Origin of the sequence: Streptomyces sp. NPDC127108, from assembly GCF_042677545.1 — a bacterium.
In the GTDB taxonomy this organism is placed as follows: Bacteria; Actinomycetota; Actinomycetes; order Streptomycetales; family Streptomycetaceae; genus Streptomyces.
The window spans coordinates 79,543-95,725 of the sequence record NZ_JBHXTE010000034.1; the positions used below are offsets into that span (position 1 = coordinate 79,543).

Consider the following 16,183-nt stretch of genomic DNA (forward strand, 5'->3'; position numbering starts at 1 on the left):
AGAGGAGCCAGCACGGTGCAGCGGAGGGTCTACGTACCGGGCACGGCCGCGCTCCTCGTGGCGCTGCTCGCCGGCTGCACCGGCAGCTCGGGGACCGGCGCGGGTGACGACGGCAAGTCGGGCGACTCCGGCAGTTCCACGGCGGCGGCCGAGCCCGGGAAGTACCGCACGCTGCCCGAGCCCTGCGGTGCGGTCGACAACTCGACGCTCGACGCGATGCTGCCGGGCATTCAGGACATCGAGGACACCAAGCAGCGAGAGAGGGCGTACGCAGGCTCCGCGACGGTGACGTATGACACCGACCGGCGTGTGGGTTGCCGCTGGAAGGTCGAGTCGGCGGACGCGACCCATCATCTGCTCGTCGACTTCGAGCGGGTGGTGTCGTACGACGGGACGGTCAGCGACGAGACCCGGGCGCAGGAGCTGTACCGGTCGAAGCTCCGGGAGGCGGGGATTCCGGAGCCGCCGTCCTCGGGGTCGGGCGAGGACGACGACACGGAGGAGCCGGAGGGGTCGGGGGGTTCCGGGGAGTCCGGGGATTCCGATGCCCCCAAGGGGACCGGCAAGCCGGGCGGCTCGGACAAATCAGATGGACCGGATGACTCAGACGGCTCCCCGCGTGCCCAGGGCGCCCCGGCCGCCGCCCACGCCTCCGCCAAGAAGGGCGACGGCGCCGCGGCGGACGACGAGCCCGACGGCGGTGGGGCCGTGGCGGAGGAGAACACCCCCGCCGGGTACGAGCCGCGCACCCTGGACGACCTCGGCGACGAGGCGTTCCTGAACGACGTGCTGACCACCGCCGCGTCGGCGACGCGGCAGCGCACCGTGACTGTGGTGTTCCGCACGTCGAATGTGATCGTGACGGTGGAGTACGACGAGCAGCCGGCCCGTAGGACCGAGGTCCCGGACTCCAAGGAAATGCAGGACAACGCGCGCGAACTGGCGGAAAACCTGGTGGACAGGTTCGACGGCTGAGGGCCGTTTCGGGGGTGTGCGGGCTCGCCGGAAGCCGGGTCACCCGCGTCGCACACCGCGTACGGTGGCTCAACGACCCCATGGAACGGCACGGCCGCCGAGAGCGAACACGAGTGAAGGAACCATGCACCGACCCGCACAGCGACAGCGTCAGCGACTCACCCGCGTTCTGGTGGGCGCGGCAGCCGTACCGGTGATCCTTTTCGCCTCCGCCTGCAGCGGCGACTCCGGTTCGGACGGGGACAAGAAGGACTCGGGCGCCGAGTCGTCGGCGTCTGCGTCCGGTGGCGCGGACGGTGCCGCCGACAAGCCCGCGACGGTGGAGAAGGCCGCGTTCGCCAAGCTGCCCGAGCCTTGCGCCACGCTCTCCAAGAAGACTCTCGGGGATCTTGTCCCGGCCACGAAGAACAAGGCGGGCAAGACGGGCACGTCGGACGATGTGTCCACGCGCGGCAACTGCACGTGGGACAGCCTGGACAACAACGGCGTCGACGGCTCCCAGTTCCGTTGGCTGCGTGTCTCGCTGAACCGCTTCGAGTCCGACCAGTCGCTCGGCAGCGGCGCCAAGCGTGCCCAGGGCAACTTCACCAAGCAGGTCACCGACGCCCAGGCGGCCAAGGACGCCAAGGGCGTCAAGACCACTCCGGTGCCGGGCGTGGGTGACCAGGCGACGCTGGTCAGCTATGACGTCAAGAAGGAGAAGGACACCTTCAAGCAGCAGACGCTCGTGGCCCGCGTGGAGAACGCCGTCGTCACGGTCGACTACAACGGCGCGGGCCTCGCCGGCGACAAGTCCCCCGACGAGGCGGCCCTCGCCAAGGACACCCAGAAGGCCGCCAAGGAGGCGGTCGCGGCGGTGGCGGCGGCGAACAAGGCGGGCGGCGCGGGCGGCACGGACAAGTCCTCCGGCACCCCCAAGGGCGACAAGGACGACAATTCCAAGGACGGCTCCGGCGCGAAGCCGAAGTCCGACGCGAAGCCCAAGAGCGAGTAGTCCGACTCTTCGCATACGCGCGCGGGGTCACCTCAACTCGCCCCGCGCGCGCAGGAGTTACCGGAGCCCGGCCGCCCAGGCGGCCGGGCTCCTGCTGTGTCCGCCCACACGCCGGCTGCCGTACCGGCACACGGGGGCACTCGTGCGGGTGACTGCGGCCTCTCGGCGCCAGCCAGCCACTTGCGCCACGGACGCATACCTGACGTCACGTCAGGCATCTGTCGACCTAAACGCCCTGATTGCTTTCGATTTGATCACTTGAAGTGCAAAACATGATCAAATAAGGCGCCGAAATCTCACTCGATGTCGCGTATGCCCCATAGCCACCACTCGGTAACCGTGTGGTGGCTACATACAGTTCCCTCCTGGTTCCGTCTTCAGGGAACTCTCATATGCGCGTCGGGAGGGGGGCTGCGCGGTGGCGCCCTTCCCTCGCGGCGACGCGTCAACGAGCGAGGAAAGCAAGGAGATTCCGTTGCCCACCGACACCCGTTCGCGGAGGGTCCGCCGAGGCATCGCGGCGATGACCGGGCTTGCGGCGGCCGTACTGATCGCTACTCCAGCGGCAGCCGATGAGACCGACAACCTGTACAGCCCACAGGCGTGCAAGAGCCCGCACGTCTCGAAGTTCAAGTTCCACATCTTCTACAACTCCGGGCAGAACGGCTCGTACCGCAACATCGGTTACAGCATCTTCGACTTCAACAACGCGCCGGACGGAGTGGTGGGCGCGCAGTCGGCGCTCACCTTCTGCGTCAAGAACGGTGCGAGCGCCCCTTGGCCGGGATCCGGGCTGAAGGTCAAGAACCACGCCGCGTCGGGCGAGAACGAGCACCACAAGTACAAGGCCCGGGTGTACGTCAACAGCGGCTACAAGGGCGCGCAGGACGTGATGGCCCCATATCAGCACATCGACCAATTCCGGCACGTCCACAACAACAACGCCTCGTTCAGGTGGACCAGCAAGTGACCGAGCAGCAGAGGGGAACAACGAGGATGCGGCTGACGGCGAAGGCAGCGGCTCCGGTAACGGCTCTCGTGCTGGCAGCCGGGGCGGGCACCGCCTACTACTTCTCCGGTGGTCCGGAGAGCGCTGCGGGCAACGACTCCGACATGTACCAGACCGCCACGCCGGGCAAGGTCGCGCAAGCCTACGTGGGCTCCCCGGACAACCCAGCGACCTGGCGCCTGCCCGTCGAGGCGTACATGCCCACCTCGACCCAGGCGCGCGTGGTGTCCCAGTCCCGGGACCAGCTGCTCGACCAGTGCATGAGCGCCGCGGGCTACGACTCCTGGAAGCCGGCCCCCGACCTGCCGGAGCTCGGCGGCAAGACGCTCACCGACTGGCGCTACGGCGTCCACGACGCGCGGCTCTCCGCCGAGCGCGGCTACCACCCCGCCGCGGGCGAGCAGGAGGCGTACGACAAGGCGATGGAAGCCGGAGCGGTCGACGAGTCCGGTGCCGACGACGCCACGCTGCGGCGCTGTGTGGAGAACGTGGACGGAAAGGTCCCCGACACGCAGCCTCCGGCCATCGTCCAGGAGATCAGCGGCAAGTCGTTCCAGAGGTCCCAGAAGGCGCCCGAGGTCGTCGATGTCTTCGCCAAGTGGTCGTCCTGCATGAAGGACAAGGGCCATGGCGGGTACAAGCGACCGCTCGACGCCAGTGACGACCCTCGCTTCACCGACCCCGACAAGGTGACGGACCGGGAGATCGCGACGGCCAAGGCCGACATCGCCTGCCGCGACACGTACGACGTGGCCCGGACGTGGTTCGACACCGAATCGAAGATCCAGCGGGACGAGATCGCCAAGCACTTGAAGGACTTCGACAAGGCCGCCGAGGCGACCAGGGATGCGGTCGCCAAGGCGAAGGAAGCCTGACCGGGTCCCGCTCACATCACCATCGCAAGGAACGTTTTGATACGTCGTCACCGCGTGTCGAGGCGTCTGCGCACACCTCTGCTCATCACCACGGCCATGCTGGTCGCGAGCGGACCCCTGGTGTCGCAGGCCCTCGCCGTAGAACCCCAACTCCCCACCCCCGCACCGAGGAAGGGGTCGGAGCCTGAAGCACAGTCCCCGGACAAGCCCGGCTCGGGCCGGGTCCCGAGCCCGGACGCCAACCTCGGCAAGGACTGGAAGAAGAGCCAGGACCGGGCCGTCACCGCCGCCGCCGACGCGGACGGTCTGCGTATCCTCACCGCCGAGTCGAGCAAGGCGTACAGCTGGAAGACGGCCGCCGTCCTCAGTGAGCCGGGCATCCCGGCCGACTCGTGGATCGGCAACCAGTGCGCCATGGACGACTCCCATGTCGCCGCCGTGTACGCCCCGCGTGCCTTCACGAACAAGCCCAACCTGATGCAGGGCGGCGCGTTCACGGCGATCGTGAACACCAGGACGGGCGCGGTGACGAAGCTGCCGTTCACCGCCACGCTCGCCTACTTCGACCCCACCTGCAACACCATCACGCACACCGCCGCCTTCACCCAGTACCGCGACATGAACGACGTGTCGCAGGTGAAGACGCGAGTCATGACGGTGGACACGTCCGGAAAGACGGTCGCGACGACAGGCGAGCTGCGCGGGCAGGTGTCGTCGGCAGCCCCGGTCAAGGACGGTGTCGTCGCCGGTCTCGGCCGCGATCTCGTGCACGTCAGCGACGAGGGAAAAGTGCGCAGGCTCGCTCAGGGCGACAGCGTCCCCTTCGACATCCGCCCCCTGGCGGGCGGCCGGGTCGGCTTCGTGGACCGCAAGGGCACGAAGACGGCGCAGGCGAAGGTGTACGGCGGTGAAGGCAAGCCGCGCACCATCGCCACCGGGCGCCTCGGCGACCTTGACCTCGCGCCCGGCGCACAGGGCCGTACTTTCCTCACCGGTGACGCCAAGGACGTCAAGGTGGCGGAGAGCGGCATCACGAAGATCGACGCTCCTGCCGACACCAGCGTCTCCTCCCACGGCCGCTTGGCCGTCGAGCCCGTCCTCACCCCCGGAGTCCGTGCCGGTCTGACGCGTATCAGGGCTGCAGGGAAGGGCTTCGACAAGGCCGAGGAGCCGCAGGCCGGAGTGCGGGCCCGCACCGGCAAGGCTCCCGGGACGGCCGACGACGCGGCGATCAAGGTGACGTCCACTGCCACCACGACAGGCAAGAAGGTCGAACAGTACGTCGCCTCGGCGCAGCCGGGCACAGGCGACGGCTCCTCCCCCGCTCTGACCGGCAGCGCCAAGCCGCGCACACTGACCCGCGCGGCCGCGGCCACCCCCTCACCCGTCTCCCACGACCCCCGTGACACCGACCGGTGGTGCGCGGTCTCTCGCAACGACATGAAGGCACAGGCGCTCCAGCCGACGCCGAACCAGGTCGAGTGGGCCGTGGACATGGCCGTACGCGGGGAACTGCGCGCCAAGTGGCTGCGCCAGGGCGGCTACCGCAGCCAGGCCGGGCTCGGCACGATCGACCCGCAGGGCCTCTTCCCGCGGCCGAAGCTGAACGGCGGCGGCCACATCCCTGCCAATGTCCTGCTCGGCGTCATGGCGCAGGAGTCCAACCTGTGGCAGGCCGAGAACGGCGCGGTGCCCGGGCAGATGGGCAACCCGCTGGCAGCCGTGGACGGTTACTACGGCCACAACGCCAAGGACACCGTCTTCGGCTACTGGCGCATCAACTGGAAGAAGTCCGACTGCGGTTACGGCGTCGGTCAGGTCACCGACGGCATGCGCCTGTCCGGACACGAGAAGAAGGGCGAGACGAGCAGCACCGACCCGAAGGCGCAGAAGCTCCTCGCGATCGACTACGCCTCCAACGTCGCTGCCTCGATGAAGATCCTGGCCGACAAGTGGAACGAGGTCCACACCAAGGGGCAGAAGATCACGGTGAACAATGACGACCCGTCCCGGGTGGAGAACTGGTTCACCGCGGCCTGGAACTACAACCTCGGTTTCAATCCGAAGTCGGAGGCCAAGAAGCACGGCGGGCACTGGGGCCTCGGCTGGTACAACAACCCGGCGAACCCCATGTACAAGAAGGGCGCCTGGGACCACCCGTTCATGGATGTCAGCGTCAATCCGAACAACATCCGGGACGCGGCGAATCCGCAGAACTGGCCGTATGAGGAGAAGGTGATGGGCTGGGCCGCCTGGTCCATGGACACCGGCCTGTCGTATTCCACGGACGGCCGTCAGGACTGGCCGGGCGAGTCCGGGTTCGCCTCGGCCGGTTTCCGTCCCGCCTGGTGGGACACGTCCGCTGCTCGTTCCCGGGTAAGCCCGCCGCTGGATGCCTTCTGCAACAAGAAGAACGGCTGCGACACGTCGAGCCCGCCGGACTGCCCGGACGCGAAGTGCTACGAGAAGTACTGGTGGAACCAGGAGAACGTCACGTGGAAGTCCGACTGCGACCAGACGTGCGGGAACGAGGACATCAAGTACAAGACCCTGATCTCCGAGCCCGGACGCGGACACCGGCTGAAGTACGGGGAGCCGGTGTGCGGCAACGCCCCGAAGAACGCCGACGTCGTGGCGTCCGTCCCTGACGGCACGGAGTCCTGGTCGTCGTGCGGGAAGGTGTCATCGAAGGGGAAGTTCCAGTTCACCTTCTACCCCGACGGGGACAAGCACTACGAAGCGAAGGCCGATCTGCATTCGATCGGCGGCGGCCATGGCGGCCACTTCTGGTACACCCACACCCGCGATGAGGAGTCCCACCTCGGCGGCCCCGGCAACCGGATGACGATCAAAGGCAAGTGGACGCTCGGGCACGAGCTCAACTGGGCGCGCGTGCTGGTGCACCTGCCCGACACCGGCGCACAGACCCGGCAGGCCGCCTACGTCGTCCGCAACTCCGACTCCAAGAGCCCGAAGCGCCATGTGCTCCAGCGCGCCGGCGGCTGGGTGAGTCTCGGCACGTTCCACTTCACGGGAACGCCGGAGGTCGAGCTGTCCAACACCACCAAGGACGGGACAGCGGACGAGGACATCGCCTGGGGCTCGATCGCCTTCCAGTCGCTGCCGGGCAAGCCGAAGGACTCCGTCGTCGCCATGGGCGACTCGTACTCCTCGGGTGAGGGCGCGACGGAATCCGGTGGAAAGGACTACTTCTCCGAGACGGACTACAAGAACAAGCTGACCGACAAGACCACGGACAAGTGCCACCGTTCGAAGCTTGCCTGGTCCCGGCAGGCGTCCCTGCCCGGGGCCTCGAAGTCCATCGGCAAACTGGCCGACAGCTTCGACCCGCAGCTGGACTACCACTTCGTGGCCTGTTCCGGAGCACGCACCTACGACATGCTCCAGGACGGCCAGTCCAGCGAGGTGCCACAGGTCGATGCCGGGTACCTGGACCAGAACACCAGCCTGGTCACACTCAGCATCGGCGGCAATGACGCACGCTTCGCGGACGTCATCACGAAGTGCATCGACCTTCCCCTGCCGTCCCTGAAGAATTGTCAGGCGGCCACGATCGGGAACGTCGATCCGGCCACCGGCGACGATCTGCCCGGGAATACTGACCGGCTGGACAAGTGGGCACCGAAGTGGCTGCACGACTCGGTGCGGCCACAGATCGTCAAGGTGCTCAACAAGGTCCATTCCAAGGCTCCGAACGCGAAGGTCGTCCTGATGGGCTACCCGCGGCTCCTGGAGCACGACGGGTCCTGCATCCCGTCCATGGAAAACACCGAGGGCCAGTTCGTGAACACGGTGGCCGACACGCTCGCCGATGAGATGAAGGGCGCCACTTCCGACGCGGGATCGTGGGCGGTCTTCTCCGACCCGCGCGACGAGTTCGCCGGGAAGGCCATCTGCGGCGACCCGGAAACTGTCCACGGCATCGTCATGTTTGGCCGGTCGCAGGCGGACAACGATCCGCTTGCCCCGTCGATGCAGTCCTTCCACCCCAAGCCCGCCGGAGCTCGCCTGTACGCGGACTCTCTGGAGCACACGCTCCAGGGCAAGGGCTGACCGCATTTCTGGCCGGGGGTCTGAGCACGTACATCCGCTCAGGCCCCCGGTTTCCGCACAGAGGGAAAATCACCGGTATGAAGTTCGCTCCACGTCGAAATGACGGGAAGCTGGCCGTCGTCGTGGCCGTCGTCGACATCGTGATCGTGCTCTACGCGGGCTCCGGCTACGTCCTGTCCGGGTTGTCCTTCGGGGCTCCGAGCCCGCGGGAGGTGCAGGACGCGGCGGCCGAGCGCGAGAGCATTCTGTGGTTCCTGGCTTGGCTGACGGGCGGGGGAATCTGCCTTGCCTCGGTGTTCCGGTGCTGGCGGACGGCCGTGACCCACCTGGTCCTCGTCGGGCTGCCGTTGCTGGTGGGCCTGGGGTTCGAAGTGGCGAACCCGCGCTAGACCGGCGGCACCGGCCGGGTCGACTTGCCCGGTGACGACGTACCGGGACACACGCTCCCGCACGCGTGTGCCAGGCTATCGGTCGCAACACACCGAACAGGGAGGGGTTCGCGGGTGGCCGCGATGCAGCTGACACGTACGCACCGGATACTCATCGGGGTCGTCGTCTTCGGTGCGGTGGTCATCGCCGGGATCGGTTTCGCGGGGTCGTACGCGGCCGTGCGGGAGCTGGCCGAGAAGAAGGGCTTCGGCACCTTCTCGATGGTCTTCCCCATCGGCATCGACGCGGGCATCTGCGTCCTGCTGGCGCTCGACCTCCTGCTGACCTGGATCCGGATCCCCTTCCCGCTGCTCCGTCAGACGGCGTGGCTGCTGACGGCGGCCACCATCGCCTTCAACGGCGCGGCGGCCTGGCCCGACCCGCTGGGCGTGGGCATGCACGCGGTCATCCCGGTGCTCTTCGTGGTCGCGGTCGAGGCGGCCCGGCACGCGATCGGGCGGATCGCCGACATCACGGCCGACAAGCACATGGAGGGCGTGCGCATGACGCGCTGGCTGCTCTCCCCCGTGCCGACGTTCCTGCTGTGGCGCCGCATGAAGCTGTGGGAGCTGCGCTCCTACGACCAGGTGATCAAGCTGGAGCAGGAGCGCCTGGTCTACCAGGCCCGCCTGCGCTCCCGCTTCGGCCGCGGCTGGCGCCGCAAGGCCCCGGTGGAGTCCCTGATGCCGCTGCGCCTGGCCCGCTACGGCGTCCCGCTCGCGGAGACGGCCCCCGCGGGCCTCGCGGCGGCCGGCATCGAACCGCCCGTCCTGCCGCCCGTCCAGGCCGCCCAGCAGCCGGAGCTGACGAAGGCCGAGCCGGTCGCGGCCGGGCTGCCCCAGCCGGAGTCCGCGCAGCGGGAGTTGCCCCAGGCTCAGCTCGCCGCCTCGGCCGCCCCCGTCGCCCTCGTCAAGGACCCGGCGGCCGGGCCCACCCCGGAAGCCGCACCGGAAGCCGCCCCGGAAGCCACCCCCGAGCCCGCCCCGCAGCCCCCGGCCAACCACGCCAGCCCCTGGTTCGCCGCCCAGCACCCGCCGCAGTCCCACCCCGGTGAGGGCCCAGTGTCGTACGACCCGGAGGCCCCGTACGACGAGTGGTACGAGGAGCAGGCCCAGCGGCAGGGCCACGGGCAGCAGGGCTACGACGAGCAACTGGCGTACGAGCAGCAGCAGTACGCCGACCAGCAGGCCTATGACCAGCAGGTCTACGAGCAGCAGCTCTACGAACAGCAGCTCTACGAACAGCAGGCACACGCTCAGCAGGCGCAGCAGCCTCACGACCAGCGGGCCGACGTGATCGACGACGGCTCCGGCTTCCGCGTCCCTGCGGGCCCCGGCCGCACCCGCCCCCTCGCGGGCGGCGCCCATCTGATCCCCGGCCCGCGCGAGGAGCAGGCCCCCGAGCCCGCGCCCGAGCCGGAGCCCCTGCCCGAGCCCGCCGCGGCGGAGAGCGCCGGCCTGCCGGACGACATGACCCGCGAGGAGGCGTACTTCAACGCCTTCCGCAAGTACGTGAGCGAGATGGGCGACTACCCCAACGCCCGCCAGTTCAGCCTGTACCTGGAGGACCTCTACGGCGTGAAGGGCCAGTCCGGCGGCCCCCTCACCGAGAGCACCCTGCGCCCGTACCTGCGCGGCTTCCGTGACCGCTACCAGCGCTCGCTCGACGAGGACGCCGAGCACATCGCGTAGCGGTCGGCGGTCAGGACGCCTTGGGCGGCACGACGTTGCGCTCGGTGCCGAGCCTGGTGCTGGTGTCGGCGTAGAGGGTGACCTCGCCGTCGCTCCAGCGGACGATCAGGTCGTCGGGGTGGCCGTTGGCGTTGTAGTTGCCCGCGGTCATCGCCTCGGCGTGCTTCCAGAGGGCGTTGGGTGCCTGCATCTGGGTCTCCTTGCCGAGGCCGGTGGTGTTCACGTCCTGGTAGAGGGTGCGTTCGCCGTCGGTCCAGCGGACGATGATGTCCCAGTTGTCGTTTCCGGTGAAGTCGCCGCTGGTGAGGAGGGTGGCGTGCTTCCAGGTGCCGTTGGGCTTCTGGAGCTTGTTCTCCTTCTTGAAGCCGCCGCCGTCCACGTCGCCGTAGAGGGTGACTTCGCCGTCGCTCCAGCGCACGACGAGGTCGTCGGTCCACTTGTTGGCGGTGAAGCGGCCCGCGGTGATCTGGTCGGCGTGCTTCCAGATGGACTTGGCGTCGGCGAGCTTGATCTCGCGGCCGAATCCGGCGGGGCTCACGTCCGGGTAGAGGGTGACTTCGCCGTCGGACCAGCGGACCATGAGGTCGGCGGTGTTGTTGCCGGTGAAGTCGCCGCCGGTGATGGTCGTGGCGTGCTTCCAGGTGCTGTTGGCGGCCTTGAGCCTGCGCTCGCCGGAGAAGCCGCCGTTGCCGTTGCCGGTGTAGAGGGTGACTTCGCCGTCGGTCCAGACGACGAGCAGGTCGGCCTTGCCGTCGCCGGTGTAGTCGCCGGAGGCAAGCTGCTTGGCGTGCTGCCAGGTCTCGCCGGTGCCGGGGGTGTAGGGCAGCGGGGGCCGCTTCACCGTGGCGACGTTGTTGACGGCGTCCTGGTAGAGCTTGAACACCTCGTTGTCGTAGTACGGGCTGTACGAGACGTCGGAGGTGGCTCCGCCGCCGCCCACTCCGCCGAGGTTGCCGACGACCTGGCCGGTCTTGGTCTTCTCGTCGTAGTTCATCAGCCAGGGGCTGCCGGAGGTGCCGCCGTGGAACCCGCCGCACTCCATGCGCAGTTGCTTGTACCCGGTGAGGCGCGTCGTCTTGATCCGGCACTTGATCGCCTGGTCCTTGGGGTCGTGCTTGACCCTCGGGTAGCCGATGACGTCGACCCACACGTTGTACGCGGGCGTCCGCGTGAGGGTGTTGGCGCCGGTGATCTGCTCGACCTGGCGGCCGAGCTTGTCGGGCTTGACGGTCGCGAAGGCGAAGTCCAGGTTCGATCCGGGGCCGGTGTCGGCGTGCCGCGGGTCCTTGAAGACCCGGTCGATCGCCCATATGCCGTTGGGCTGTTGGGAGGCGGGCTTGCCGGTGCGGTACTGCGGGACGAAGGCGTACTTGCTGCCGTTGCCGCAGTGCCCGGCGGTGAGGATCACATTGCCCTTGGGGCTGTGCACGACGCTGGCCGTGCAGTGGTGCGAGGCCATGCCGTTGTCGACGTAGTAGAGCACGCCGATGGTCTTGGAGCCTTCGTAGTACGTCTCGGAACTCGCCGAGTACAGCGCGGGACCGGAGGCACGGGCGCCTCGCTTCGCGGGGCGGGAGGAGGGGGCGGCGCCGTCCTTCGCGGGGCCGGTGCCGGTGCCGGTGGCAGCGCCGGTTCCGGTGCCCTCCGGCGTCTCGCCCTCCGCGGCCGGCGGCGGTGTCGCCGACCGCATGCGCGCGGACGTCCAGAACTCCTCCGCGTCCTCAACTGTCCATGGGTCCTTGCTCCGGTCCTTGCTCTCCACCGCGGACGCGGTGGTCGCCAGGGTGGCGAGCAATACGCCACCCACCCCCACGGCGACCGTACGGAGCCGACGAGAAATACGCACGACAAACCTTCTGTTAGTGGGTTTTTGACAACTCCCCGGCACGGACTCGATCACGTTCCGGATAACTGAGCAGTCGTGGTCAAAGGGCTGCTCAGAGACCCCCCTGGGTAGGATCGCGGCGAACGGATCCTGCGACCGGAATGAACTCCGGCCGTCCGAACCTGAGGACTGCATCCTATGCCACGCATAAACGCCGCCACCGTCGGAGCTTTCACGCTCACGCTTTCCCTCGCGGCTATTCCGAGCGCTGTCGCGGATTCGGACGGCAATGGCCGACTGACCGTCGCGCCGGGTTCGGTACCGCCGGGCGCCCGGGTCAAGTTGTCCACGGTGAACCCGGAACTCGACGACGGCGCGTCGGTCCGGTCCGAGGCGTTCGTGGGGGCGGTGGAGCTGAAGTCCACGGGCAAGGTCTCGCTGGAGGCGCACGCCCGGATCCGCTGCGACGCCGAACCCGGCACCTACACCGTCCGTTTCGCCGAGCCGGTGCACCCCGGCGAGGACACGGCGGCAGGCAAGGTGACCGTCGAGGCGGGCGGTCCCGCCGACGGATCCAAGTGTGTCGACGCGGCCCAGGACGACGACGAGGAGTCGAACACGACGACCGTCGTCGCCGTCGGGGCGGGCGCCGTCGCGGTGGCCGCCGCGGGCGCCTTCCTCGTCGTACGACGCAGGCGGCGCTCCTAGCCGACGGGCCCCGGGACCAAGGGCCGCGGAGCCAGGGACCGTAGAGCCAAGGCCCCGGAACTACGGGCTCCGGCCCCATGACGGCCCCTCAGGCCCACCCGGGCGAAGCCCGAATCATAGGCCACTCCCCCATCCCGCCTGAGATCCCATGGCGGTTGAGGCACGAGACCTAACCTTGATCGAAATCCGTTGCGGAATTATGGCTTCCGTCACAGCGCATCCGTTGTGATCATGATGGTGTCGGTCTCGACCACAAAGGCAGCCAAGTTCCCTTTGCCCCAACAGGGCAGGGGTGCTTGCTATGCCTGAAATGCACGTTCAAAGGAGTACGGCGCGTGCACATCAGCACTCACCGCCGCCAGGGCAAGCTCGCCATCGCCGCAGTCGCCGCCACCGCCGGCGCCGCCCTGTTCGCCACCGCGATCCCCGCCAACGCCGACACCGGCAACACCCGCGCGGGGGACGCGGGCAACGCCGCCGCCGTGGTGGAGAAGGCCACCGGCACCGGCGACATCGCCCCGTCCGCGGCGGCCCCGGGCACGCCCGCCAAGGCCGTCACCGCCACCGAGGGCGGCGACGTCACCATCACCGCCCCCGACAAGGCGAACGGCACCCTCAACGGCGCCGCCGACAACGGCTCCTTCGGCCTCTCCCTGCCGGACGCCAAGGGCGTGGCGGGCGTCAAGGCCGGTGCGGGCACCGTCGTCTACCGCGACGCCGCGGCCGCCACCGACATCGCCGTGCAGCCGACCACCGACGGCGGCGCCCGCACGCTGGTCACCCTCAAGGACGGCAAGGCCCCCGAGAGCCACCGCTTCCGGCTCGACCTGCCGCAGGGAACCGACATCTCCGCGGACGGCCGGGGCGGCTTCGCGCTGCACCGCGAGAGCGCCGACGGCGTGCACGTCCCGGTCGGCACCATCGACGCGCCGTGGGCCAAGGACGCCAACGGCGACGCGGTGCCCACCAGTTACAAGCTGGACGGCAAGGACCTCGTCCAGACGATCGAGACGAACGACAAGACCGCGTTCCCCGTCGTCGCCGACCCCAAGCTGACGTGGGGCATCGTGACCGGCACCGCGTACTTCAACAAGAGCGAAACCCGGAAGATCGCCGACAACGGCGCCCTGTCCGGCGTTGTCTCGGGATTCCTGCCGCCCGGCCTGAACATCTACTGGGGCGCGCACGCCGCGGTTATCACCACCACCGCGATGAAGGCGAAGAACGCGAAGAAGTGCATCAAGGTGAAGTTCGCCGCGGGCATTTTCGTTCCCGGCCAGTACTCCGGCGGATACTGCAAGTAGAGCGGCATTCCCACGAGTGAGTGGAAAAGCGGCCTTATCGAGGCCGACTTTCCCTACCGCCGGGCCCGCGCCCTGCCCTGCTCCCCGTAGAACGCGAGGACGGCGCCGACGGCGAGCAGCACGGCGTACCCGGCGGTGGGGATGTCCCACCACTTGTGCACCAGGCCCCAGGGGCCGTCCCCGAAGACGCGTCCCGCGAGGCCGAGTGCCCCCTGGACGCCGACGATCCAACCGATGATGGCGATGATTTCCTTCATGGATCAAGGATCTCCGGCCGGGCCTTCCGGTACGTCGTGCCGGGGGCCGAAACCGGGGTAGTCCGAAGGATGCACAGGGCGGCAGCGCGCGAAGGGGGGCGGGTCCGAAGTGGACCCGCCCCCCTTTTGGCGTGCCTGGGCGCTCCCAGGCGTACCGCTACGCGCCGAGCAGCTTCCGCACCCGCTCCGCACCCACCGCGAGCAGCAGCGTGGGCAGGCGCGGCCCGGTGTCCCGGCTCACGAGCAGGTGGTACAGGAGCGCGAAGAACGTCCGCTGGGCCGTCTTGATCTCCGGCGGCAGCTCCTTGGGCCCGGCGTCGGCGGCGAAGCCCGCGCGGACCTTGGGGACGCCGTAGACGAGGTGGGTCAGGCCGTCCAGGGACCAGTGCGAATCCAGGCCGTCCAGGAGCAGCCGCAGGGACTCGCGGCCCTCCTCGTCGAGGGAGCCGAGCAGCTCCTTGTCGGGCTCGTCCCGCACGACCGTGCGCTGGTCGGCCGGGACCTGCGTGTTGATCCACGCCTCGGCCTTGTCGAGCCGGGGCCGCGCCTCGTCGAGGGAGGCCAGCGGGTCGGCCGGGTCGAGCTCGGACAGGATGCGCAGCGTCTGGTCCTCGGCACCGGCGGTGATGTCGGCGACGGAGGCGAGCGTGCGGTACGGCAGCGGGTGCGCCGTCGTCGGCAGGGGTCCGGCGGCGGTGCCCACGGCGCGCGTGTACGCGGCGGCGTCGGCGGGCAGCACGGAGCCGTCGGCGACCTTCGCGGCGAGCTTGTCCCACTCGTCGTAGAGCCGCTGGATCTCCTGGTCGAAGGCGATCTTGAAGGACTGGTTGGGCCTGCGGCGGGCGTACAGCCAGCGCAGGAGCGGTGCCTCCATGATCTTCAGGGCGTCGGCCGGGGTGGGCACGCCGCCGCGGGACGACGACATCTTGGCCATGCCGCTGATGCCCACGAAGGCGTACATCGGACCGATCGGCTGCACCCCGTCGAAGATCTGGCGCACGATCTGCCCGCCGACGACGAACGACGAGCCGGGCGAGGAGTGGTCCACGCCGCTGGGCTCGAAGATCACGCCTTCGTAGGCCCAGCGCATCGGCCAGTCGACCTTCCAGACCAGCTTGCCGCGGTTGAACTCGCTCAGCCGCACGGTCTCCTCGAAGCCGCACGCCGTGCAGACGTAGGCGAGCTCCGTGGAGTCGTCGTCGTAGGAGGTGACGGTGGTCAGGTCCTTGCCGCAGCCGCCGCAGTAGGGCTTGTACGGGAAGTACCCGCCGGCGCCGCCGCTGCCGTCGTCCTCGGCGGCCGCGCCGGAGCCCTCCGCGGCCTCCAGCTCGGCCTCGTCGGCGGGCTTCTGCTGCTTCTTGCCCTTGGCCGGGTCCTTCTTGGTGCGGTACTGGTCGAGGATCGCGTCGATGTCGGCGCGGTGCCGCATCGCGTGCAGGATCTGCTCGCGGTACGCCCCCGAGGTGTACTGCTCGGTCTGGCTGATCCCGTCGAACTCGACGCCGAGGTCGGCGAGGGACGCGGCCATCGCGGCCTTGAAGTGCTCGGCCCAGTTCGGGTACGCCGAACCGGCGGGCGCGGGCACCGACGTCAGGGGCCTGCCGATGTGCTCGGCCCAGGACTCGTCGACGCCGGGGACACCGGCCGGGACCTTGCGGTACCGGTCGTAGTCGTCCCAGGAGATCAGGTGCCGGACCTGGTGGCCGCGGCGGCGGATCTCGTCGGCGACCAGGTGCGGGGTCATGACCTCGCGCAGGTTGCCCAGGTGGATGGGGCCGGAAGGGGAGAGACCGGAGGCAACAGTGACCGGTTTGCCCGGGGCACGACGCTCCGACTCGGCGATGACCTCGTCCGCGTAGCGGGAGACCCAGTCGGTGGTATCGGTGCTCTGAGCCACGATCGGCACGTCCTCTTGTTCCTCGGGATTCAGGGAATCTGGCGTAAGCCATTGTCCCAGACGGAAGGACTCGGTCCGGGGTTGCTCCGGCCGCGGCGGCCAGGTCGCGTCCGCCCCGGCGGCCGGGCCGCGTTTTATGAGGCGA

At 69.1% G+C, this 16,183-nt stretch carries 12 protein-coding genes; 9 read left to right on the forward strand and 3 right to left on the reverse strand.

Annotated elements, in window-relative coordinates:
- The first annotated feature begins 15 nt into the window (after positions 1-15).
- The 7 genes from ACFVHO_RS26840 (at position 16) to ACFVHO_RS26870 (ending at position 10,047) form a co-directional block, all read left to right on the forward strand.
- Positions 16-975 carry a DUF3558 domain-containing protein gene (locus ACFVHO_RS26840; RefSeq protein ID WP_385719600.1) on the forward strand — a complete coding sequence of 320 codons (960 nt, stop codon included), beginning with the start codon at positions 16-18 and terminating at the stop codon, positions 973-975.
- Between the two features lie 124 nt (positions 976-1,099).
- Complete coding sequence (locus ACFVHO_RS26845) at positions 1,100-1,969, forward strand: DUF3558 domain-containing protein (RefSeq protein ID WP_385719603.1); 870 nt, start codon at positions 1,100-1,102, stop codon at positions 1,967-1,969.
- Between the two features lie 475 nt (positions 1,970-2,444).
- Positions 2,445-2,939 carry a hypothetical protein gene (locus ACFVHO_RS26850; RefSeq protein WP_385719606.1) on the forward strand — a complete coding sequence of 165 codons (495 nt, stop codon included), beginning with the start codon at positions 2,445-2,447 and terminating at the stop codon, positions 2,937-2,939.
- Positions 2,936-3,853 carry a hypothetical protein gene (locus ACFVHO_RS26855; protein ID WP_385719609.1) on the forward strand — a complete coding sequence of 306 codons (918 nt, stop codon included), beginning with the start codon at positions 2,936-2,938 and terminating at the stop codon, positions 3,851-3,853. Before ACFVHO_RS26850 ends, ACFVHO_RS26855 begins: the two co-directional genes overlap by 4 nt.
- 54 nt (positions 3,854-3,907) lie before the next feature.
- The gene (locus ACFVHO_RS26860) at positions 3,908-7,927 is read left to right on the forward strand and encodes an SGNH/GDSL hydrolase family protein (RefSeq protein WP_385719612.1); all 4,020 of its coding nucleotides are present in this window, start codon (positions 3,908-3,910) and stop codon (positions 7,925-7,927) included.
- Between the two features lie 77 nt (positions 7,928-8,004).
- Positions 8,005-8,316, forward strand: a complete 312-nt coding sequence (locus tag ACFVHO_RS26865; RefSeq protein WP_385719615.1) for a hypothetical protein — start codon at positions 8,005-8,007, stop codon at positions 8,314-8,316.
- Between the two features lie 123 nt (positions 8,317-8,439).
- A complete protein-coding gene (locus ACFVHO_RS26870) occupies positions 8,440-10,047 on the forward strand; it encodes a DUF2637 domain-containing protein (RefSeq protein WP_385719617.1) in 1,608 nt (535 codons plus the stop codon).
- Between the two features lie 10 nt (positions 10,048-10,057).
- Here the strand turns inward: ACFVHO_RS26870 and ACFVHO_RS26875 are convergent, their stop codons facing one another.
- A complete protein-coding gene (locus ACFVHO_RS26875; protein WP_385719620.1) occupies positions 10,058-11,893 on the reverse strand; it encodes a trypsin-like serine peptidase in 1,836 nt (611 codons plus the stop codon).
- A 177-nt stretch (positions 11,894-12,070) separates the two neighbouring features.
- Here ACFVHO_RS26875 and ACFVHO_RS26880 point away from each other — a divergent pair, with 177 nt between their 5' ends.
- Both ACFVHO_RS26880 and ACFVHO_RS26885 read left to right on the forward strand, forming a co-directional pair.
- Positions 12,071-12,580, forward strand: coding sequence for a hypothetical protein (locus tag ACFVHO_RS26880; RefSeq protein ID WP_385719623.1), 510 nt, complete (start codon positions 12,071-12,073; stop codon positions 12,578-12,580).
- A gap of 335 nt (positions 12,581-12,915) precedes the next feature.
- Positions 12,916-13,884: a hypothetical protein gene (locus ACFVHO_RS26885; protein WP_385719626.1), complete on the forward strand. Its 969-nt coding sequence runs from the start codon at positions 12,916-12,918 to the stop codon at positions 13,882-13,884.
- A gap of 53 nt (positions 13,885-13,937) precedes the next feature.
- On the opposite strand, the gene ACFVHO_RS26890 is transcribed toward ACFVHO_RS26885, so the two are convergent.
- Together ACFVHO_RS26890 and lysS are read right to left on the reverse strand one after the other, a co-directional pair.
- On the reverse strand, positions 13,938-14,141 hold the full coding sequence (locus tag ACFVHO_RS26890) for a hypothetical protein (RefSeq protein WP_385719629.1): 204 nt from the start codon (positions 14,139-14,141) through the stop codon (positions 13,938-13,940).
- 157 nt (positions 14,142-14,298) lie between these two features.
- Complete coding sequence (gene lysS, locus ACFVHO_RS26895; RefSeq protein ID WP_385719632.1) at positions 14,299-16,047, reverse strand: lysine--tRNA ligase; 1,749 nt, start codon at positions 16,045-16,047, stop codon at positions 14,299-14,301.
- Between the last annotated feature and the right edge of the window lie 136 nt (positions 16,048-16,183).